This is a genomic window from Streptomyces sp. ALI-76-A (assembly GCF_030287445.1).
In the GTDB taxonomy this organism is placed as follows: domain Bacteria; phylum Actinomycetota; class Actinomycetes; order Streptomycetales; family Streptomycetaceae; genus Streptomyces.
The window spans coordinates 2,876,881-2,897,871 of record NZ_JASVWB010000002.1; the positions used below are offsets into that span (position 1 = coordinate 2,876,881).

At 69.5% G+C, this 20,991-nt stretch carries 19 protein-coding genes and 1 pseudogene; 12 read left to right on the forward strand and 8 right to left on the reverse strand.

Features of this window, described 5'->3' with window-relative positions; all coding sequences use genetic code 11:
* Positions 1-18: 18 nt before the first annotated feature.
* The 5 genes from QQS16_RS13915 to QQS16_RS13935 form a co-directional block, all read right to left on the reverse strand.
* Entirely contained in the window at positions 19-1,389 is a 1,371-nt protein-coding gene (locus QQS16_RS13915; protein ID WP_286061974.1) for an alpha-amylase, read from the reverse strand.
* Positions 1,390-1,524: 135 nt separating this feature from the next.
* Positions 1,525-3,204: a glycoside hydrolase family 13 protein gene (locus QQS16_RS13920; RefSeq protein ID WP_286061975.1), complete on the reverse strand. Its 1,680-nt coding sequence runs from the start codon at positions 3,202-3,204 to the stop codon at positions 1,525-1,527.
* 179 nt (positions 3,205-3,383) lie between these two features.
* A complete protein-coding gene (locus QQS16_RS13925) occupies positions 3,384-4,295 on the reverse strand; it encodes a sugar ABC transporter permease (protein WP_286061976.1) in 912 nt (303 codons plus the stop codon).
* A 13-nt stretch (positions 4,296-4,308) separates the two neighbouring features.
* A complete protein-coding gene (locus QQS16_RS13930; RefSeq protein ID WP_286061977.1) occupies positions 4,309-5,313 on the reverse strand; it encodes a carbohydrate ABC transporter permease in 1,005 nt (334 codons plus the stop codon).
* A gap of 108 nt (positions 5,314-5,421) precedes the next feature.
* Positions 5,422-6,690 (reverse strand): extracellular solute-binding protein, encoded by a 1,269-nt coding sequence (locus QQS16_RS13935; RefSeq protein ID WP_286061978.1) that lies wholly within the window; start codon positions 6,688-6,690, stop codon positions 5,422-5,424.
* Between the two features lie 381 nt (positions 6,691-7,071).
* Here QQS16_RS13935 and QQS16_RS13940 point away from each other — a divergent pair, with 381 nt between their 5' ends.
* On the forward strand, positions 7,072-8,106 hold the full coding sequence (locus tag QQS16_RS13940; protein WP_286061979.1) for a LacI family DNA-binding transcriptional regulator: 1,035 nt from the start codon (positions 7,072-7,074) through the stop codon (positions 8,104-8,106).
* A 151-nt stretch (positions 8,107-8,257) separates the two neighbouring features.
* Positions 8,258-9,142 carry a phosphatase PAP2 family protein gene (locus QQS16_RS13945; RefSeq protein ID WP_286061980.1) on the forward strand — a complete coding sequence of 295 codons (885 nt, stop codon included), beginning with the start codon at positions 8,258-8,260 and terminating at the stop codon, positions 9,140-9,142.
* A 319-nt stretch (positions 9,143-9,461) separates the two neighbouring features.
* On the opposite strand, the gene QQS16_RS13950 is transcribed toward QQS16_RS13945, so the two are convergent.
* Positions 9,462-12,458 (reverse strand): bifunctional [glutamine synthetase] adenylyltransferase/[glutamine synthetase]-adenylyl-L-tyrosine phosphorylase, encoded by a 2,997-nt coding sequence (locus QQS16_RS13950; protein WP_286061981.1) that lies wholly within the window; start codon positions 12,456-12,458, stop codon positions 9,462-9,464.
* A gap of 180 nt (positions 12,459-12,638) precedes the next feature.
* Here QQS16_RS13950 and QQS16_RS13955 point away from each other — a divergent pair, with 180 nt between their 5' ends.
* Positions 12,639-13,163: a pyridoxamine 5'-phosphate oxidase family protein gene (locus tag QQS16_RS13955; RefSeq protein WP_286061982.1), complete on the forward strand. Its 525-nt coding sequence runs from the start codon at positions 12,639-12,641 to the stop codon at positions 13,161-13,163.
* Between the two features lie 42 nt (positions 13,164-13,205).
* Complete coding sequence (locus tag QQS16_RS13960; protein WP_286066313.1) at positions 13,206-13,646, forward strand: VOC family protein; 441 nt, start codon at positions 13,206-13,208, stop codon at positions 13,644-13,646.
* A gap of 417 nt (positions 13,647-14,063) precedes the next feature.
* On the opposite strand, the pseudogene QQS16_RS43945 reads toward QQS16_RS13960, so the two are convergent.
* A pseudogene (locus tag QQS16_RS43945) lies at positions 14,064-14,150 on the reverse strand (glutamine synthetase); the annotation flags it as partial.
* Between the two features lie 212 nt (positions 14,151-14,362).
* Here QQS16_RS43945 and QQS16_RS13965 point away from each other — a divergent pair.
* The 3 genes from QQS16_RS13965 (at position 14,363) to QQS16_RS13975 (ending at position 17,323) form a co-directional block, all read left to right on the forward strand.
* Positions 14,363-15,355 (forward strand): hypothetical protein, encoded by a 993-nt coding sequence (locus tag QQS16_RS13965; RefSeq protein WP_286061983.1) that lies wholly within the window; start codon positions 14,363-14,365, stop codon positions 15,353-15,355.
* A gap of 172 nt (positions 15,356-15,527) precedes the next feature.
* On the forward strand, positions 15,528-16,763 hold the full coding sequence (locus QQS16_RS13970) for a helix-turn-helix domain-containing protein (RefSeq protein WP_286061984.1): 1,236 nt from the start codon (positions 15,528-15,530) through the stop codon (positions 16,761-16,763).
* The gene (locus QQS16_RS13975) at positions 16,760-17,323 is read left to right on the forward strand and encodes a flavoprotein (protein ID WP_286061985.1); all 564 of its coding nucleotides are present in this window, start codon (positions 16,760-16,762) and stop codon (positions 17,321-17,323) included. Before QQS16_RS13970 ends, QQS16_RS13975 begins: the two co-directional genes overlap by 4 nt.
* A gap of 216 nt (positions 17,324-17,539) precedes the next feature.
* On the opposite strand, the gene QQS16_RS13980 is transcribed toward QQS16_RS13975, so the two are convergent.
* The gene (locus QQS16_RS13980; protein ID WP_286061986.1) at positions 17,540-17,935 is read right to left on the reverse strand and encodes a GntR family transcriptional regulator; all 396 of its coding nucleotides are present in this window, start codon (positions 17,933-17,935) and stop codon (positions 17,540-17,542) included.
* Between the two features lie 570 nt (positions 17,936-18,505).
* On the opposite strand from QQS16_RS13980, the gene QQS16_RS13985 reads away from it, so the two are divergent.
* The 5 genes from QQS16_RS13985 to QQS16_RS14005 are packed head-to-tail and all read left to right on the forward strand — an operon-like array spanning position 18,506 to position 20,985.
* Complete coding sequence (locus QQS16_RS13985) at positions 18,506-18,769, forward strand: DUF6284 family protein (RefSeq protein WP_286061987.1); 264 nt, start codon at positions 18,506-18,508, stop codon at positions 18,767-18,769.
* Complete coding sequence (locus QQS16_RS13990) at positions 18,766-18,936, forward strand: DUF8839 family protein (protein WP_286061988.1); 171 nt, start codon at positions 18,766-18,768, stop codon at positions 18,934-18,936. The genes QQS16_RS13985 and QQS16_RS13990 overlap by 4 nt, the downstream gene beginning before the upstream one ends.
* Positions 18,933-19,265 carry a hypothetical protein gene (locus tag QQS16_RS13995; RefSeq protein ID WP_286061989.1) on the forward strand — a complete coding sequence of 111 codons (333 nt, stop codon included), beginning with the start codon at positions 18,933-18,935 and terminating at the stop codon, positions 19,263-19,265. The genes QQS16_RS13990 and QQS16_RS13995 overlap by 4 nt, the downstream gene beginning before the upstream one ends.
* Entirely contained in the window at positions 19,262-20,602 is a 1,341-nt protein-coding gene (locus QQS16_RS14000) for a hypothetical protein (RefSeq protein WP_286061990.1), read from the forward strand. Before QQS16_RS13995 ends, QQS16_RS14000 begins: the two co-directional genes overlap by 4 nt.
* Positions 20,602-20,985, forward strand: coding sequence for an RRQRL motif-containing zinc-binding protein (locus tag QQS16_RS14005; RefSeq protein ID WP_286061991.1), 384 nt, complete (start codon positions 20,602-20,604; stop codon positions 20,983-20,985). Before QQS16_RS14000 ends, QQS16_RS14005 begins: the two co-directional genes overlap by 1 nt.
* Positions 20,986-20,991: the final 6 nt, after the last annotated feature.

Sequence of the window (20,991 nt, forward strand, 5' to 3'; positions counted from 1 at the left end):
CGGCGCGAGGTCGGCGACTCAGCAGCTCGACTTGCCCACGTGGATCGCGAGGGCGGTGCGGGCGCCGAGGGCGGCGGTGAACCGCCCGCTGCCGTCGACGGTCACGGTCCTGTTGTTCTGCACGTCGCAGTACGTGCCCGCGGGCAGCGAGGTCTGGAACGTGCGGCTCAGGCCGCCCGCCTCGTGGTTGACGACGACGTACCCCTTGGCGCCCCGGCCGAAGGCGATGGCGTCCGCCCCGTTGTCCCACCAGTGGGTGACCGGTTCGCCGCGGGTGGCGTTGCGGAAGGCGACCATGCGCGAGATCTCCGGCCAGGCGTGCTGGCACTTCCAGCCGTTCTGCCAACAGGTGCCGACGGCCCCGCCGTCGGGCGGGCCGGCGTCCGCGTTGGACCACTCGTAGCCGGAGTTGACGTCCGGGGCGCCGTAGGGCCAGGCGAGCATGAAGACGTTGGCCAGCGTGTAGGTGGCGCCGTCCCTGTAGCTGAGCGTGGAACCGTTGCGCTCGGTGTCGTGGTTGTCGACGAAGACACCGGCGGCCGAGCTCTTCAGGTACCCCCAGCCCTCACCGTAGTTCTTCAGGTAGGCGAGGTTCTCCCGGGTGAACACGCGCTTGAGGTCGTACGCGTACCGGAACTCCTGCACGTCGCCGTTACCGGTGTACTCGGCCGGCTGGACGGCCTCTCCGCCGCCGAAGATGACCTCCTGCTTCCAGTACGCGCCCGGGTTGCCCAGCCGGGACTTGATGTTCGCGAGGTCCGCCGCGGGGATGTGCTTGGCGCCGTCGACGCGGAAGCCGTCCACCCCGTGGGCGAGCAGGGAGTTCAGGTAGCCCGCGATGGCCGAGCGGACGTACTCCTCGCCCGTGTCCAGGTCGGCGAGGCCGAGGAGTTCGCAGTTCTGGACGTCGGCGCGGTCGGCGTAGTCGGTGATCGTGGAGGTGCAGTCGTCGAAGTCGTACGACGAGTACAGGCCCGGATAGGCGTACTTGGTGTACGACGAGCCGCCGGTGCCGGTGCCGCCGCCCGCCGACATGTGGTTGATCACGGTGTCGACGACGACCTTCACGCCCGCCGCGTGACACGTGTCGACCATGCTCCGGAACGCGGCGGCGTCACCGAGCCGGCCGGCGATCCGGTAGCTGACCGGCTGGTACGACGTCCACCACTGCGCGCCCTGTATGTGCTCGGCGGGCGGTGAGACCTGGACGTATCCGTATCCGGCGGGGCCGAGGGCGGTGGTGCACTCCTTCGCCACCGAGGCGAAGTTCCACTCGAAGAGGACGGCGGTGACGTCCTTGGCGCCGGGCGGGGAGGCGTGTGCGACGGTCGGGGTCATGACAAGGGCCGCCGCGAGGGCGAGGGCCCCCGAAAGGGTTGAGCGTGCCATGTGTGGGGTTCCTTCGTCTTTGAAGGTTCTTGCTGAAAGCTCCAGCAAACTTGCGGTGACGCAGATGTTAAAGGCCCGCTGCCGGAAAGGGCAGCGGGCCGGACGAAGTTGATGCAAGAACTTCCGAAGACGCCGTCAGACGGTCGTCCACCACACCGTCGTGTCCGCCGGCAGCTTCGCCTCGCCCGCCACCTCGGCCACGTCGCCGCTGGTGAGGAGGAGACGTCCGTAGGCCGGAGTCGTCACCGACTCGCCGCTGGTGTTGGCGACACAGACGAACTCGCCGCGCCGGAAGGCGAGCACGCCCTCGGGAGCCTTGAGCCACTCCACCGCGTCGCCCGCGCCCAGATCGGGCTGCTCGCGGCGGACGGCGAGAGCCGTGCGGTAGAGCTCCAGGGTGGAGCCGGGGTCACCGGTCTGCGCCTCGATGCTCAGGTCGGCCCAGGCCGACGGCTGCGGCAGCCAGCTGCCGCCCGTGCCGAAGCCGTACGACGAGCCCTCGCGCGTCCACGGGATCGGCACCCGGCAGCCGTCGCGGAAGCCGTCCTGGCCGGCGCCGCGGAAGTACGCCGGGTCCTGGCGGACCTCGTCCGGCAGGTCGACGACGTCCGGGAGGCCGAGTTCCTCGCCCTGGTAGACGTACGCCGATCCGGGCAGCGCCAGCATGAGCAGGGTGGCGGCGCGGGCGCGGCGCAGGCCGAGGTCGCGGTCGCCCGCCTCGCGGATCTGGGTGCCGAGGCCGGGCGGGTTGGCGAAGCGGGTGGCGTGCCGCGTCACGTCGTGGTTGGACAGGACCCAGGTGGCGGGAGCGCCCACCGGGCGCATCGCCTCCAGCGTGCGGTCGATGACGTGGCGGAGTTCGGCCGCGTCCCACGCCGTGCTCAGGTACTGGAAGTTGAACGCCTGGTGCAGTTCGTCCGGACGCACGTAGTTCGCGGTCCGCTCGATGGTCGGGGTCCACGCCTCGGCCACGAAGATGCGCTCGCCCGCGTACTCGTCGAGCACGGTGCGCCACTGGCGGTAGATCTCGTGCACGCCGTCCTGGTCGAAGAACGGCATGACATCGTTGCCCAGCAGGGTGACCTGATCGTGGGATCCCAGGTCCGGCAGGCCCTCCGCCTTCACCAGGCCGTGTGCCACGTCGATCCGGAAGCCGTCGACGCCCATGTCCAGCCAGAAGCGCAGGATGGAACGGAACTCGTCGCCCACGGCGGGGTGTTCCCAGTTGAAGTCGGGCTGCTCGGGGGCGAAGAGGTGCAGGTACCACTCCCCGTCCGGCACCCTCGTCCAGGCGGGTCCGCCAAAGATCGACTCCCAGTCGTTGGGCGGGAGTTCGCCGTGCGCGCCCTTGCCGGGGCGGAAGTGGTAGCGGTCCCGCAGCGGTGAGCCGGGGCCCTCGGCGACCGCCCGCCTGAACCACTCGTGCTGGTCGGAGGAGTGGTTGGGGACCAGGTCGACGATGATCCGCAGGCCCATCCCGTGGGCGTCGCGGATCAGCGCGTCGGCGTCCAGGAGGTTGCCGAACATGGGATCCACGGCCCGGTAGTCGGCCACGTCGTAGCCGGCGTCGGCCTGCGGCGAGGCGTAGAAGGGGCTCAGCCACACGGCGTCCACGCCGAGGTCGCGCAGGTACGGCAGCCGGGTACGGATGCCCTCCAGGTCCCCCATGCCGTCACCGTTGCTGTCGGCGAAACTGCGCGGGTAGACCTGGTAGATCACCGCGTCCCGCCACCAGTCGCGGCGCTTGACGACGGTGGCGACAGCCGCTTCGGGAAAAGGGGTCGGGGCCGGGTCGGCGGAGTGCTGCTGGCTCATGGCGTCCTTGATGTGTCACGGGGTTCGGGTCATTGAGCTGTGCGTACGGACGGGAGGTCCCCCGCCCGGACGACGCCGGGAGGGGGCGGGACGACGAGGCGGCCGCGGTGCCGGCGGGGTCGGATGGACACCGCGGCCGCCACCCGCGCGCCGTGGCGCGCGGGAGTCCTGGGAAGGGACTATCCCTTCGTGCCGCCCGAGGTGAGGCCGGTCACCAGGTTCTTCTGCACGAAGTAGAAGAACGCGGCGGCGGGTATCGCGATCAGGACCGCGGTGGCGGCCATCAGATTGCGCTGCGCGTCGTGCTCGCTGACGAAGGTCTGCAGGCCGACGGCGAAGGTGTACTTCGTGTCGGACAGCATGAACGTCGCCGCGAAGGCGACCTCGCCGAAGGCCGTGAGGAAGCTGTAGAAGGCGGCGACCGCCAGGCCCGGCCTGGCGAGCGGCAGGATCAGCCGCGCGAACGTGCCGAAGGGGGTCAGCCCGTCGACGCGGCCGGCCTCGTCGATCTCGAACGGGATGGTGTCGAAATAGCCCTTCATCAGCCATGCGCAGTAGGGAACGGTGGTCGTGCAGTACACCAGGATGAGGCCAAGGTAGCTGTCGATGAGCTGAAGCTCCGACAGGATCTGGTACATCGGCACCATCAGTACGGCAACCGGGAACATCTGGGTGACCAGGAGGACCCACATGAACTTCCGGTAGCCGGGGAAGCGCATGCGCGAGACCGCGTAACCGGTGGTGGCGGAGATGATCACGCCGATGGCGGTGGTGCCGAGGGTGACGATCAGCGTGCTCTGCAGCCAGTCGAAGAACTTCGTCTCCTGGAGCACGAACGTGTAGTTGTCGAGCGTCATCTTCCCCCAGATGCCTCCGGGGTGCAGGTAGTCGTCCTTGTCCGGGCCGAGGGACAGGTAGACCAGCCAGGCCACGGGGAAGAGCGCGACCAGGCTCGCGAGGAGCAGGATGCCGTGGGAGACGAGGCGGACGGCGGGGGTGCTCTCGCCGCGGCGGGTGACCCCGCGCGGGGAGGCCGCCGGGGAGTCCTGCCGGGACGCCGCGGCGGAGGTGTCGACGGTGGTCGTACTCATGGGGACTCCTGCCTCAGATCGCGAGCTGCTGGTCATTGCGGTTCAGCCAGCGGCGGTAGAAGGAGGTGAAGACGATCAGGATGGCCAGCAGCAGGATGCCGTAGGCGGCCGACTGGGCGAAGTCACGCGGCTGCTGTCCGAAGCCGAGGTAGTACGCCCAGGTGACGAGGATCTGTGCCTCCGGGGCGGTGGTGCCGAACAGCAGGAAGATGATGGCGAACTGGTTGAAGGTCCAGATGACGCCGAGGAGCACGACGGTGGAGCTGACGGACCTCAGGCCCGGCAGGGTGACGTACCGGAAGCGCTGCCAGGCGTTCGCGCCGTCCATCTCCGAGGCCTCGTACAGGGAGGTGTCGATGGACTGCAGGCCGCCGAGCAGCGACAGCATCATGAAGGGGACACCGCACCAGGTGTTGACCATGACCGCGGCGAACCGCTGCCAGAAGGTGTCCTCCAGCCACAGTGGGGTCGGCAGGTGCAGCGTCTCCAGGAAGGAGTTGATGATGCCGGCGTCCGCGAGCATGAAGCGCCAGCCGAAGACGGTGACGAAGGTCGGCACGGCCCAGGGCAGGATCAGGACCAGCCGGTAGAAGGTGCGGCCGCGCAGCTTCTGGTTGAGCAGCAGGGCGAGCCCGAGGCCGATCGTGTAGTGCAGGGTGACGCAGAGCGCGGTCCACACGACGGTCCAGATGAAGTGCGACCAGAAGCGGTCGTAGGCGGTGTCGCCCCACAGGATGTCGGCGTAGTTGTCCAGGCCGATGAACTTGTACGTGGCGTCGATGTGGTTGACGCCGATGGTGCGGGCCGTGTTGAGGCTGTTGGCGTCGGTGAGCGTGAGGTAGAGGCCGTACACCAGGGGATAGACGACGAGGACGCCGAGGACGATCACCACCGGGGCGATCATCGCGTAGGCGTACCAGTGCTTCTGGTAGCGGTGCCTCAGGCGCCGGCCCAGCCCGGGCTTCGGCGCGCGGTCACCGCGGCGCTTGCCGGTCGCGCGGTCGATGGCGACTGTCATGTTCGACAACCTTCGTGAAGATCTGAGGGCCAGGGTTCGGGCCGTGCGCAGGCCGGTGGCCGCCGGATCCGCTCCCGGTTCTCCGGGGGATCCGGCGGCCGCCCGGCGTCACTTGCTGAAGTCCGGGACCAGCTTGGCGATCGCGGTCTCCGCCTTGCCCAGGCCCTCGTCCAGGGACTGCTTGCCGCCGGCGATCTGCGGCAGCTCGGTGTCCAGCGGGCCCCACAGGGAGCTGTACTCGGGCAGCGCCGGGCGCGGCTGGGCGGCGGGCAGCACGCTCTGGAAGCCGGCGATGCCCGGGTCGGCCTTGACCTCGGCGGTGTAGGCGTCGTCGCGGGTCGGCAGGGTGGAGTTCTTCAGCGCGATCTGCGTCTGGGACTTCGCGGAGGTCATGAAGTTGACGAACTTCAGCGCGGCCTTCTGGTGGGCGGCGTCCGAGCCCGCGTACACCGACAGGTTGTGGCCGCCGGTCGGGGCGCCCGCCTTGCCGGTGGAGCCGGCCGGGACGGTGGCGATGCCGAGGTTGCCCTTGTCCTTGAAGGCCGAGCCCTTGTAGAAGTTCGTGATCTCCCACGGGCCCTGGATGATCGCGGCGACCTTGCCGCTGACGAACGCCTCCTGGATGTGGGCGTAGGCGTCGGCGGTGGTGTCGGCCTTGTGCAGGCCCTTGCCGTCGAACAGGCTCAGCCAGGTCTCGTAGCCCTTCTTGGCGGGAGCCGAGGCGACGGTGACCTTCTTGGCCTCGGCGTCGACGGTGTCGGCGCCCTCGCCGTGCAGGAAGGTCTGCGCGTAGTAGGCCTGGGTGGAGCCCCAGTAGCCGTCGACGCCGGTCTTGTCCTTGATCGTGGCGGCGGCCTTCCTCAGGTCGTCCCAGGTCTTCGGGGCCTCGACGCCGGCCTTCGCGAAGAGCTCCTTGTTGTAGACCAGCGCGAGGGTGTCGGTGACCAGCGGCACGCCGTACGTCTTGCCCTCGTACGTGGCCTGCTCGATCAGGTTGGGCTGGAACTTGCTCGCGTCGGCGAGGGCCTCGGTGCCGTCCAGCGGCAGGAAGTAGCCCTTCTTGGCGAAGGCGGGGGTCCAGCCGACCTCGGAGCGCAGGATGTCCGGGGCGCCCTTGGAACCGGCGGCGGTGTCGAACTTGTTCTGCGCCTGGTCGAAGGGGACGTTGACGTAGTCGACCTTGACGTCCTTGTTGGCGGCCTCGAACTCCTTGACCAGGGCCTGATAGGCCGGCGCCTCGTTGGTGGCGTTGGTGGTGTCCCACCAGGTGATGGTGACCGGCCCGTCGGCCGAGTCGCCGCTGTCGCTTCCGCCGCAGGCCGTCGCCGCGAGGGCGAGGGACGCCACCAGCGCTGTGGCCGCTATGCCACGCCGCATGAGTTCTCCTTGAGGGTGAAGGCCCGTGTACTGACAGGCGGCGGTCCCGTCCGCCGTTCCTGTCGACTTGCCGACTGCGCCGTTGCTGCCGTCGGGCGTCGCCGAACGTAACAGCGATGCAAGCCTCTCGAAAGTCCTTGCAGCAAAAAAGTGCAAGAGATCTCCGAAGTTATCCGTGCGTGACCCGATGGCGACCGCCATGAGACGCTTCCTTACGGCCGTCGAGCAGTTGGGGCGGGTTGTGCAAGACTCTGCAAGCTCTTGCCATCACTTTCATGAGGGAGCGCGATGACCCAGCAGTCCGGCCCGGGGCCGTCCCCCGGTCGCGCACGGCGCCGGTTCGGTGTGCAAGGCGACACCTGGCCGGTACAGTCCACCCCTGTGACCACACGGCTTGCCGACATCGCTGCTCAGGCGGGGGTGAGCGAAGCGACCGTCAGCCGCGTCCTCAACGGCAAGCCGGGCGTCGCCGCCACCACCCGCCAGTCCGTGCTCGCCGCCCTCGACGTCCTGGGCTACGAGCGCCCGGTCCGTCTGCGGCAGCGCAGCGAGGGCCTGGTCGGCCTGATCACCCCGGAGCTGGAGAACCCGATCTTCCCGGCGCTGGCCCAGGTCATCGGCCAGGCGCTGACCAGGCAGGGCTACACGCCGGTGCTGGCCACCCAGACCCCGGGCGGCTCCACGGAGGACGAGCTCACCGAGATGCTCGTCGACCGGGGCGTGGCCGGCATCATCTACGTCTCCGGACTGCACGCGGACACCACCGCAGACATGCAGCGCTACGAGCAGCTGCGCGCGCAGGGCGTGCCCTTCGTCCTCGTGGACGGCTTCTCGCCGAAGGTGCAGGCGCCCTTCATCTCCCCCGACGACCGGGCGGCGATGACGCTGGCGGTGACCCACCTGGTGTCCCTGGGGCACACCCGGATCGGTCTGGCGCTGGGGCCGAAGCGGTTCGTGCCCGTGCAGCGCAAGATCGAGGGGTTCGTACGCACCATGCAGGACCTGCTGGGCCTGAGCACCGACACGATCGAGTCGGAGCTGGTCCAGCACTCCCTCTACACCCTGGAGGGCGGCCAGGCGGCCACCTCGGCCCTGATCGACCGGTCCTGCACGGCGGTGGTGTGCGCCAGCGACATGATGGCGCTGGGCGCGATTCGGGCGGCCCGGCAGCGGGGCCTGGAGGTTCCGACGGACATCTCGGTCGTGGGCTTCGACGACTCCCCCCTGATCGCCTTCACCGACCCGCCCATGACGACGGTCCGCAAGCCGGTCCCGGCGATGGGCCAGGCGGCGGTGCGCACGCTGCTGGAGGAGATCGGCGGCACCCCCGCGCCGCACAGCGAGTTCGTGTTCATGCCGGAGCTGGTGGTGCGCGGATCGACCGCTTCGGCGCCCGGGGAACGCGGTCGTCCGTAGTCGTCCGCAGCTCCTCCTCAGGGCGGAGCGGGGCGGTTCGCGCAGTGCGCCGGCAGGACGCCGCGGTCGTCTGCCGGGTGGAGGACGTGCGGCCCGGACCCGACCGGGGGATGATCGGTGGGACAGGGCTTTTCTGGCAAACTCTGTGCCTATGACTGAGACGACCGCGACGACACAGGACGGCCGCGAACCGGCCGTTCCGTATCCGGTCGCGGCCGGGACGGAGGCCGAGACGGAGCAGCTTCCACCGCGCCGGGTGCGCGTCCCGCGCCGGCCCCGCCTCTGGTTCGAGATCCTGCTGATCGCGGTGAGTTACTGGACGTACTCGCTGATCCGCAACGCGGTCCCGGAGCAGCGGAGCGAGGCGCTGCGCAACGCCGACTGGATCTGGCGGCTGGAGCACCATCTCGGGATCGCCGTCGAGGAGTCGGTCAACCATGCGGTGAACTCGGTGACTTGGCTCATCATCGGCATGAACTACTACTACGCGACCCTGCACTTCGTGGTGACGCTGGGTGTACTGGTGTGGCTCTACCGCCGTCACCCCGGCCGCTACGCCGCGACCCGTCTCGTGGCCTTCGCGACCACCGGTGTCGCCCTGGTCGGTTACTACCTGTATCCGCTGGCCCCGCCTCGTCTGATGAACGGCGGCCACTTCGTCGACACCGTCATGGTCCACCAGACGTGGGGATCGATGGCCTCCGGTGACCTGAAGAACATGTCGAACCAGTTCGCCGCGATGCCGTCGATGCACATCGGCTGGTCCGTGTGGTGCGGGCTGACGATCTTCGCACTGGCGTCGGTGCCGTGGGTGCGGGTCCTGGGCGCGCTGTACCCGGTGGCCACCCTGGTGGTCATCGTCGCCACCGCCAACCACTTCTGGCTCGACGCGGTGGGCGGCGTCCTGTGCCTCGCCTTCGGCTTCGCGGTGGCCCGCCTCTGGTACGGCGCCCTGCCGTACGCCCTGCCGCGGCTGGTCCCGGTGAAGGGGCCGGAGCGGCCGGTGACACCGGCGAGGCTGCCGGCCGAGCGGTAGCGGCACCGGGCGTCTCCCTCACGCGGGCGACTGCGCGGGGCGCCGGGGTGGCGCCGGGTGCGGCGTCGTGGCGGGCCGTCTCGCGCGTGCCGGTCGTTCGTGGCCGGTTGAGTGGCCGGTTGTCGTTCGTGGCCGGTCGTTCGTGGCCGGCCGCCCCGGCATCCGACCGGTGCCCACCGTGACTCGTGCCGGTCAGCCGCTGCGGCCCGCGCCGGTCAGCCGGCGCAGGAGCCGCACCGCCCGGCCGGCCGGCCACCCCGGCACCCACCGGGTCGGTCGCCGTGACAGGTCCCCGGGTGCCCGCGCCGGACCCGCCCGGTCACCCCCCGTAGAACAGCTCGTCCACCACGCCGCGGGCCCGTCGCGCCGTGCGGCGGTAGTCGTCGAGCATGTCTCCGACGTGCCCGGAGCCGTATCCCAGGTAGCGGCCCACCGCGGCCAGCTCGCGTGCCTCCGAGGGGAAGGTGTCGCCGGCCCGTCCCCGCACCAGCATCACCGCGTTGCGTACGCGCGTGGCGAGCACCCAGGCCTCGTCGAGGATCGCCATGTCCTCGGCCCGGACCAGACCGGCGGCGCTCGCGGCGGCGAGGGCGGCCCGGGTCCGGGTGGTCCGCAGTCCGGGCACCCGCGCCCCGTGCCGCATCTGGAGCAACTGCACGGTCCACTCGACGTCCGACAGCCCGCCCGGCCCGAGCTTGGTGTGCAGCTTCGGATCGGCGCCGCGCGGCATCCGCTCCGACTCCATGCGTGCCTTCAGCCGCCGGATCTCGCGTACGGCGTCGTCGCCGAGCCCCGCGTCCGGGTACCGCAGCGGATCGATCAGCTCGATGAAACGCCGCCCCAGCTCCACGTCCCCGGCGACGGGTTCGGCCCGCAGCAGCGCCTGTGACTCCCAGACCAGGGACCAGCGGCGGTAGTAGGCCCGGTACGAGTTCAGGGTCCGTACCAGCGGGCCCGACTTGCCCTCGGGACGCAGGTCCGCGTCGATGAGCAGCGGCGGGTCGGCGCTGGGGAGCTGGAGCAGGCGGCGCATCTCGGAGACGACCTTGTTCGCCGCCTCGGAGGCCTCCCGCTCGTCGACGCCCTCGCACGGCTCGTGCACGAACAGCACGTCGGCGTCGGAGCCGTAGCCGAGTTCGTGGCCGCCGAAGCGGCCCATGCCGATGATCGCGAACCGGGTGGGCAGGGTCTCCCCCCAGGTCTCCCGGACCACCGCGCGCAGGGTGCCCGCGAGCGTGGCCGCCGTCAGGTCGGACACCGCGCCCCCCGACCGGTCCACGAGCGCGCCCTGGTCGGCCTCGGCCTGCTGGGCCTCGGTGCCGTAGGAGCCGATGATGTCCGCGGCGGCCGTCCGGAACAGCTCACGGCGGCGGACCCCGCGGGCGGCCGTGACCGCCTGCACGGCTCCGTCCGCGCGGCCGACCGCGGCGAGGATCTCCTGCTCCAGGTGGGCCCGGCCGCGCGGCTCCAGACCGCCCCCGTCGCCGTCCCCGAGCAGCGCCACGGCCTCGGGCGCGCGCATCAGCAGGTCGGGGGCGAGCCGGCCGGCGGACAGGACGCGGGCGAGGTTCTCGGCGGCGGCGCCCTCGTCCCGCAGCAGCCGCAGGTACCAGGGCGTCTTGCCCAACGCGTCCGACACCTTGCGGAAGTTGAGCAGTCCGGCGTCCGGGTCGGCGGAGTCGGCGAACCACCCCAGCATCACCGGCAGCAGAGTGCGCTGGATCGCTGCCTTGCGGCTCACGCCGGACGCCAGCGCCTCCAGGTGCCGCAGGGCCGCCGCCGGGTCGGCGTACCCGAGGGCGACCAGCCGCTCCCGGGCCGCCTTCGGGCTCAACCGGGCCTCGCCGGTGGCGAGTTGGGCGACCGCGTCGAGCAGGGGGCGGTAGAAGAGCTTCTCGTGCAGGCGCCGTACGACGCCGCTGTGCCGTTTCCACTCGCGGGTCAGCTCGGCCACCGGGTCGGCGCGCAGGCCGAGGGAGCGGCCCAGGCGCCGCAGGTCGGCCTCGTCCTCGGGGACGAGATGGGTGCGGCGCAGCCGGTAGAGCTGGATGCGGTGTTCCATGGTGCGCAGGAAGCGGTAGGCGTCGTCGAGCTGGACGGCGTCGGCACGGCCGACGTACCCGCCGGCCGCCAGGGCCTGGAGCGCGTCCAGGGTGGTGCCGCTGCGCAGCGAGGCGTCGGCCCGTCCGTGCACCAACTGCAGGAGCTGTACGGCGAATTCCACGTCCCGCAGGCCGCCCGGGCCGAGCTTGAGTTCCCGTTCCACCTCGGCGGCGGGAATGTTCTCGACGACCCGGCGGCGCATCTTCTGCACGTCGGCGATGAAGTTCTCCCGCTCGGCGGCCTTCCAGACGAGGGGGGCGAGGGCGGTGATGTACTCCTCGCCGAGTTCGAGGTCACCGGCCACCGGATGGGCCTTGAGCAGGGCCTGGAACTCCCAGGTCTTGGCCCAGCGCTGGTAGTAGGCGCGGTGGCTGGCGAGCGTGCGCACCAGCGGACCGTTGCGGCCCTCGGGTCGGAGATTGGCGTCCACGGGCCAGATCGAGCCCTCGACGGTGGTCTCGGAGCAGATGCGCATCAGGTGCGCGGCGAGCTTGGCGGCGGACCGGACGGCCTTGCCCTCGTCGGCGCCCTCGACGGCCTCGCCGACGAAGATGACGTCGACGTCGGAGACGTAGTTCAGCTCGTGGCCGCCGCACTTGCCCATCGCGATCACCGCGAGCCGGCACAGCGCGGCGTCGTCGGGGGCGGCGGCGCGGGCTATGGCGAGCGCGGCGCGCAGGGTAGCGGTGGCGAGGTCGGCGAGTTCGGCGGCGGTCTCGGCGATGTCGGTGGTGCCGCACACGTCCCGGGCGGCGATGGACAGCAGACAGCGCCGGTAGGCGACGCGCAGGGCGACCGGGTCGGTGGCCTCGGCGAGGCCGCGTTCGAACTCCTCCACTCCGGGGTGCAGGTCGCGCGGCTCGTACATGACGAGGGCGTGCCAGTCGCCGGGGTGCCGGGCGAGGTGGTCGGCGAGCGCGGCGGAGGCGCCGAGCACGCCGAGCAGCCGGTCGCGCAGCGGCTTGGCCGCTATCACCGTGTCGAGCAGTTCCCGCCGGGCGGTGGGGGCGGGCTGCGCCTCCAGCAGCCGGACGAGGCCGTGCAGCGCGAGATCGGGGTCGGCGGTGGCGCCCAGCGCGTCGAGCAGGACCGGGTCGCTCCTGATGGGCGCCAGCTCGGCGCTGTCCAGGAGGCGCTCGGCGGCGGAGGGATCGGTGAAGCCGTGCCGCAGCAGTCGTATGAAGGTACTGCTCCTGCGCCCCGGCGCCGTCATCCCGGCCTCCCGTCCGATCAAGGTCGTACGCGCCCGAGCCTAACCGGAGTGCTGGTGAGAAGCTCCCGGGCGGGCGGCGACGAGTTGCGGCGAGGGTGGCGGCCGGTCGCGGCACACGGCGGGGTCTGCACCGGCCAGGGCGGGGAAGGCCTGAGGTGAGACATCTCTGGAGGGCCGCTGATGACGGACAAGGAAACCGAACGGGTGCCCGAAGCCCGGCTCGACCCGCGCTACAGCGACGAGACGGCCGCCGCGATCCCCTGGCCGGACGCCGAGGCGCTGCTGGCCGCGGCGGAGCTGTTCTGGATCTCGACGGTACGGCCGGACGGGCGGCCGCACGTGACCCCGCTGCCCGCGGTCTGGGCGCACGGCGCGCTGCACTTCTGCACCGGACCGGACGAACGGAAGGCGAAGAACCTCGCGCACAACCCGAACGTCGTGCTGACCACCGGCACCAACATCTGGGACAAGGGCTACGACCTGGTGGTGGAGGGGGAGGCGGTGCGCGTGTCTGACGACGGCCGGCTGCGTGAGCTGGCGGCCGCGTGGCAGACGAAGTACGGAGATTTCTGGCGCTTCGAGGTACGGGAGGGGTATTTCCATCACGGTCCGGGACACGCGGTCGTCTATGCGGTGGCGCCGCATACCGTTTTCGGCTTCGGTAAGGGCGAGCCGTTCAGCCAGACGCGGTGGCGGTTCGTGTGACGCCCCGCGAGTGACGTACGACGAAGGAGTCGTCCCATGCCCATGCACATGAGCCTCGAAGTGGTCCTGCTGCCGGTGTCCGACGTGGACCGGGCCAAGGAGTTCTACCGGGACAAGGTCGGCTTCCACGTGGACCTCGACGGCGAGGTCATGCCGGGGGTACGGATCGTGCAGCTGACGCCGCCCGGCTCCGGCTGCTCCATCGCCCTCACCGACGGACTCCAGGTCCCGACGGGGGCCCCGCAGCCGGGGACGTACCACGGGCTGCAACTGTGCGTCACGGACGCGAAGGCGGCGTACGAGGAGCTGACCGCGCGCGGTCTCGACGTGAGCGAGCCCCAGCAGTTCGCCCCGCAGGACGGCGCCACCTTCATGTACTTCAAGGACCCGGACGGCAACGGCTGGGCGATCCAGGAGTACCGCCGCCGGCAGACGGAGCCCCTGCACAAGGTCCTCGCCGACCTGGCCGCCCGGGGCGAGTGAGACCGACGGACCCGGCAGGGGAGCCCGCGGGTCGGCGGGCTCCCCTGCCGGCGTCCGGACACGACCGACGGGTTCGCCGTCCGGGCGGGACCAGGCATGCCGGAGCCGGCTCGGTCTCTCTTCGCCATGGCGGCCCTCAGGGGAAGTCCAGAAGCTCCCCGAGCGTGTTCAGGATCCGGTTGCGGCGGCGGTGTGCCTTGCAGCAGTAGTTCCGCCTGCGCCACCGGCTCTCCGGCTGCTCGACCGGCTCACGACACCATTTGCACGGCCGCGTACGGCGCTCTCGTCCCCCACCCATACGAGGACCGTAGCGGCATTCCGCACGCTTGGCCCGCGCTTGCAGCGCGAAACAGGGCCGACGGTGCCCGACCGTCGGCCCTGCGTGTCGTCCCGGCGGGAAACCCCGCTGACCCGTGCCTACAGCACCGGCAGGTTCTTCCGCAGCTCGAAGGCGGTGACCTCGCTGCGGTACTCCTCCCACTCCTGGCGCTTGTTGCGCAGGAAGTGGCGTCGGCTTGGGGCGATCTCCTCCGATCGACGTCGGCGCAGCGCTGCCGTGTGATCGAACGGCCGTCATTGGTCGTTCTTGGTCGCCGTGGGCCACCCTTCGACGGCCCACAGACGGCCCCGGACGGCCCGTCCGGGATCCCCCGTGAGACAGCCGAGAACTGCGAATCGTGTCGCGCTCGTCCGCCAAAGGGAGCTAGCTTTTGGGCATGGACTCCGTTCTCTCGCATCGTAGCCTCTACTGGGGGGCACACAAATTCGCTCACTCAGCGATGGACGCACATGCCCGCCATGACCAAGAGGTTTTTCTGCTTCACGCAGGGGTCAGTATTGAGAGGCTAACGAAGGCAGTCCTATCAAAGACGAGCCCGTTCCTTTTGATGGAATTGAAGGGCAATGATGACACTCTCTTTCAACTTGCGGGCCTTAAGGAGCTGACGAAGGTAAGAACTGCTGGAGCGTCGCAAGTAATCGGGCGACTGAGAGCAATGGACGTTCTACCGAAGAAGGACCCTGACCTAGATGAGCTAATCGAGCTGAGAAACGGCGTGGCGCACCTTTTGACTAACTCTTCGGAGTCATTTGATGCCTTGGGTACGTTCGCCCGCGTCAGCAATACATTGCTCCCTCACCTGGATATCGAACCCGCTGAATTCTGGGGCACTTGGAATGAGGCTATCGAAATCGCTCTCAGCGAATCTCTCGCTGAAGTTGCACGCGAGATTCGCGGGCGCATCGAACAGGCGAAGTACCGTCTGGAAAGACGCCTTGACGGTGTACCGACCGATGCCGTTGACATCATCTACGGGAATGCTAATGACGCGGCTGAAGCGGGTGGTTTCGGCGTGCGCGTCCAGTGCGGAGACTTCAGCTATCATTCCCCTAGAGAGTGTCCAGCGTGCCGCTGCACAGGACATCTTGTGGTCACGCTCCCTGGAATTGGAGCCACCCCGGAGGGTGACCCGAACCGCAGCTTTCACTGTCCTCTATGTGATTTCAGCGCCTATGGCGTTGATGAAGTAGCAGCGGCCGGAATTGCGCGCAGCGAAGTATTCTTCAGCGGCAGCGGGGAGCCGCTCACCGCTCTCGACCCATCCGTTCTTGAAGAATACGTAACGTATGGAATGATCGACCATTCCGGTGTCGCGAAAGCGGTGCAGGTTTTCGCAGAGCAAGCAGCAGCCCGCCCTACTACCTCATGATCTGCTTCCACAGATCAAGCTCACTTCGGGGCCCGGACACTCTGTCCGGGCCCTTCGTGTCGGTCGCCCTCAGACTCGTACTGGTCTTGACGTACGAGCGGTCAACTACGCGCCCAACCACGGGCTCTGTACCGTGAAACCGGCCCCCAACATCCAGCAGGAGGCAGCAGGTATGCGTGGTCTTGGAGATCACCTCACCATCGGTGAGCGCATCGCGTTCTACCGGAAGCGTCGCGGCTACACGCAAGAGGTGCTCGCCGGTCTGGTCGGGCGTAGCACGGACTGGTTGGCAAAGATCGAGACGGGGCGCCGGAAGCCTCCCCGTATCGACATGCTCGCGGAGCTGTCGCGCATACTGCGCGTGCCCCTCGGGGACCTGCTCGGTCAGACGGTGCTCATGGAGGACGAGAAGCAGCAGGACGACGTTCCGGCCGTGCGTGATGCACTCATGAGCCCGCGCCGGCTTTCTCGTCTGCTCTTCGGCCCCGAGACTGAGGCGCAGCTTCCCATGCCGGCCCCCGTAGCCGTGCGTGTGGAGCAGGCATGGAACGACTACCAGGGTGGGCGGCTCGGCAGCGTCATCGCCGCGCTTCCCGCGCTCCTACAGACTGCGCAAGAGCTGGAGGAGCGAGCCGCGCGGCGCGGTGAGGACCGTAGCGACTGCTGGGCAGTGTCGGCCCGTACCCACCACCTCGCAGCAACGACCCTCGCGAAGATCGGCGAATCGGACATCTCATGGCTCGCCGCCGAGCGCGCGATGCGTGCCGCAGACGAGTCTGACGACCCACTCGTGTTGGCGTCCGCCGCGCGGTCCGGCACGCACGCCCTACTGGCCAATGGCCGGTACGACGATGCGTTGGAGCTGGGCAATACGGCCGCCGCATGGCTCTCGTCTCGTGTGACAGACAACGACCCTGCGGCACTGAGTTTGCTGGGGATGATCCACCTGCGGGCCGCTGTCGCGGCGGCCCGACATCAGGACCGGCCCACCGCAGCCGGTCTGTTGGATCGGGCCGAGGAACTCGCGGATGATCTCGGCTCGGATGAGAATTACTGGCAGACCGGCTTCGGACCCACGAACGTCCTGCTTCACCGTCTGTCGGTTGAGCTGGACCTCGACAACGTGTCGTACGTGGTGGAACACGGCCAGATCAACGTCGACCACATGCCGCAGGAACGCAGCGTGTCGCACCGCATCGACTTCGCGCGCGCTCTCTCGCTCAGCGGACAGGGCGATGCGGCGTTCACGGAACTTCGCACGGCTGAACGCACATCACCGCAGCTCGTACGCAACAATCCGAGGGTGCGCGAGACACTGCGGGACCTGATCAAGCAATCGCCGGTCACCGGCGGCTCGCGATCGTCCGAGGTGTTCGTGATGGCTCAACGGTGCAGGGCGGTGCAGTGAGTTCAGGCAAGCGTGGGGTGCTCGGAGTCGTCGGGTCGGCGGCCGGAGGCGTAGAGACGCTGCGCACCGGTCTGGTTGAGCCCGCGATGGAGCGCGGCTGGCAGGTGGCTGTCACTCTGACGCCGACCGCAGGTCAGTGGCTACGGATGAGCGGCGAGGTCGAGCAGCTGGAGAAGCTAACCGGCCTACCCGTGCGCGACGAACCGCGCTTGCTTGGCGAGGCACGACCGCATCCGCCAGTTGACTGCTACGTGGTAGCCCCTGCGTCGGCCAACATGGTGGCCAAGCTCGCCACGGGCCTGATGGACAACCAAGCGCTGACCCAGGTAGGCGAGGCGATCGGCACCCTCAGGTTGCCCGTCGTTGTCTTCCCTCGGGTCAACGCGGCGCACGCCCGCCACCCGGCATGGCAGAACCATATCGACACCCTCCGGGCGGGGGGCGTGCGCATCGTCTACGGCCCGGAGGTGTGGCCGCTATACGAGCCACGCGAGGCGCCGGCGGGCCGTGAACTGCCGTGGGGGGCAGTGCTGGATGCCGTGGACGAAGCGACCCGATGACGAGTCGTCAACCACCCTGACCTGCAAGGAAAGAGGACCCGGACACTCTGTCCGGGTCCTCTGCCGTTCACGGCTACATGCTCATTGGCATGCCAGGGATCAATGAGCGAAGCGGCGAGCTGGAATGCATGACTCCTGCTGAACTCGCTTTGATCAAAGCGAGTTTGAGGGACGCTCGCCTCAGGGTCGAACGACTGCTGAGGCGTGCGGATGAACTCACGGCGATGGTGGAGTCTCGCTACCCACAAGCCGCTCAAGCCGGTCAAGCCGCTCCCCGAGCAACCGGAGAGCGTCATGAATCGTGCTGAGCTCTGCGGCCAGGGCCGCGAAAGCAGGGCTACTACCCGGCTCGGTGCCGAGGGGTGCCGCAGGGTCGCGTACGAACGTCCCGCGCCCCTGCTGAGTGAGGATCAACCCCTCGTCACGGAGTTGGCCGTACGCGCTCTGAACAGTCATGAGCTGCACGCCAAGTTGCTTGGCCAGCGCGCGAGCTGCTGGGAGCCGGTCCCCCGCGCCGTACTCGCGATCGGGGCCCGTGATCTTCTCGCGGAACTGCGCCGCAATCTCCCTGGCCGTTGGCGTGGGCTTGGGCACTTTGGGGCTCTGATCCATGCCCCCGAGAGTAACCGGACCTAGGTCAATCTCACGCTGTTCCGTCGTACCCTCTTGACAGGCAGATTGACCTAGGTCAATCTTCCCTTAGCCGGATCGAGAACCCCGAAGGGGCTTCACCGGCTGTGTGGCAAGTGCTTGACCTGCACGAATGCACAGGGCGGGGACGCTGCAATCCCGCTAAAGGCCAGATGGAACAGGGTTTCGACCCGTACTGGCGAGGTGGCCCGGTGACCGCGAGCAACGGCCGGAGAGTGGGGACGCGATCCCCTTTGCAGTGCTTCACCCCTGTTGACCTCGCGAAAGGGCGCCTGATGTACCGACGAAAACCCTGAGCGCCACCGTTACGGACCGGTCGGCGGCGCCTGGACAGCAGGCACGGTCCACCACGGCTCGCAGCACGTCATGCTGCGGCCGGCTGCCTCTCCTGCCCGTCCGTCCCGCGCATGGCGTGAGGACGTACGGACGGGAGTGCGGGGAGCCGGAACCGACTCCAACGGCGAGCGGCTCCCGGGGGTGCATCCCGGGAGCCGCGTTCGGGCCGTTCCTCTCTGGAAGGAACACGACCCAATGGACCACATCGTTACTGTTCAGGACGCTGTTACGGCGTTCGCCGACTTCATGGAGCCGACGGACGCGGAGCTGGGCGCGATCGAGCAGGAGATGCCGCTGATCCTGGCGGACGTCGACCTGCTGGACGCCTACATCACGACCCTGGACCGTACGCCGAACGAGCTGGACACCCGCCGCATCCGCCGCGCCCGCCGCCGGGCCCTGGCCGTGCGGGTGGAGCTGGCCAACCTGCCGACCACGGTGTCGGGGGTGGGGGCATGAGCGAGCGCCAGATCCTGGACAGCTTCCCGGCCGGCGCCCCGCGCGGTTCCTGGCCCGCGGAGGAACGGGCCACCGAACTGCGCGAGCAGGGCCAGCCGGCCACCGTCGTCATGGACCTGCACACGGACCGCTTCCTGGTCATCACGCCCGAGGACGGTGTGCGGTGACTGAGCTGCCTCCCCCCGTCCGTGACCTGCTCACCGCGGTCCTGGAAGCCCTCGACATCCCGCACCCGGCAGCCGTCGGCGGTACCGAGGCGCATGACCGCTTGTTGAACACCCGCGCCGTGCACGCCGTGATTGCCCTGCGCGCCGTCCTGAGCGACGGGCCCGGCCTGGGCGCCGCCTGGAACGCGCAGTACCTGCGGGAGCGTCTCGCTGAGCACCCCGTGACCGGGTACGTCACCGTCGAGCAGGCCGACGCTGCGCTCGCCGAGGGCAAGTCCTGGTCCCAGGCCGTCACCCTTCCGGCGCAGGCCGCGGAGGTGGGCGAATGACTGCCCTGCTCGCATGGGCGCAAGCCCACCTGCTCGCGGCCGTCACCGCTGGCGTTCTCATGCTGGCCGTGGTCGTCGCGGTGCTGTGGCCTTTGCGTCGTACCCCGGCTGCCGTGGCGGTGGCCGCGCTCGCCGCAATGGCTTGCACCGGGTACAGCGCGGATACCTCGTGGCGGTTCGCCGAACACGAACTCGGCATGACGTCGACCGGTGAGCGGGCGGCGATGTTCGCCGCCGCGGAACTCGCCCTGTTCGCGTGTGCGCTGATGGCTCGGCAGAACCTGCGCGGACCGCAGAAAGCGCCGGGTACACCGGGTGTACTCGTGTGGCTGATCACCGGAGTACAGGTGATTCCGGCGTACTCCGAATCCGGGTTCGTCGGAGGCACCGTGCGCGCCGTGGTCGGCCCGGTCCTGGCCGCGATGCTGTGGCACCTGGCCATGGGCATCGAACTGAGGCACTCCAAGCCGGACGCCGCATCAGCCTCACTGCCGGCCGTACTCGCCCGCGAGGTACGCGAACGCCTGCTGTCCCGGCTCGGTCTGGCCGTGCGCGACCGCACCGCCGAACAGATCAGCCGCGACCGCGCCACCGTCAAAGCGGTCGCCCTGGCGGCGAAGTTGTCCCAGATGAAGCCCGGTGCGCGGGGCCGTGCCCGGGTGGCCCGGCGCCTGTCGGTGGCCGTGGGCAAGGCACAGGCCGGCGCGTCCGAGGAGCAGCGTCACAAGCTGCTGGATCTCCTCGCCGCGCGCCGTCACGCCGCATCCCTCGCCACGATCGACCTGCCGTCCCCGTGGCAGCGCGAGGAAGACGCGGCCGGCGAGTACACGGAGTACGCCCGCGTCGAGCCTGTACCCGAGGTGTACCCGGCGCCGTCGAACGCCGTACCCGCGGGCGTCCGGCTGCTGCCGGTCGTGGCCCGCCCCGAGCCGCGCACGCTCGAACTCGACGCGTTCCGCGGGCAGCCGGCGCGGTCCGGGGAGCCTGCCGTACTCGCCGCTGAGGCGCGGCGTACCCGGCCCGAGGTACATGCCGAGTACGTACCCGAGCAGTCTGCCGGCGAGCAGGGCGAGGACTGGCGCATCGACGGCGACTACGCCGACGGGCAGGGCAACCCGGCGCAGGGCAACCCGCTCGGTCAACTCGGTCTGGACTGGGCGGCTCAGCAGTTCAAGGACGAGCTGCTGGCCGGACAGATCCCGTCCATCCGCGCCATCAAGGACCGGCTGTCCGTGGGCCAGAACCGGGCCAAGGAGATCCAGGACGGGTTCCGGCAGGCGCAGGCCGCATGGCGGCTCGCCGGGTCGGGAGTGGAGCCGGCTGAGGCGGTGCTCTGATGCCGACCGCCTACGCCCGCTGCTACGACCCGACAGGCGCCCGCTACGGCATACCCACCTACCCCTGGCGCATGGCCCCGGACGGCTACGCCACCCGCCGCCAACTCCGCGCCCGCGGTCTGCGGCCCGGCGGTCAGCCGGTCGCAGCCCAGGTCATGGTCACCAACCGCAAGGCGAACACGCCCCGCGTCGCCTACCTGTACCGCGAGGACCTGGCGCTTCCCGTGCGGCCGATGACGTCGCGCAAGTGGGGCGCCCTGGCGCTGGCGATGCTCGCCCGCCGCACCTGCCCGCGCTGCCAGGTCACCTACAGCTACTGCCTGTCGACCAGGCACGGCATCTGCGGTCTGTGCATCGCCGCCGACGAACAGTGCGCCGCCTGAGCCTCC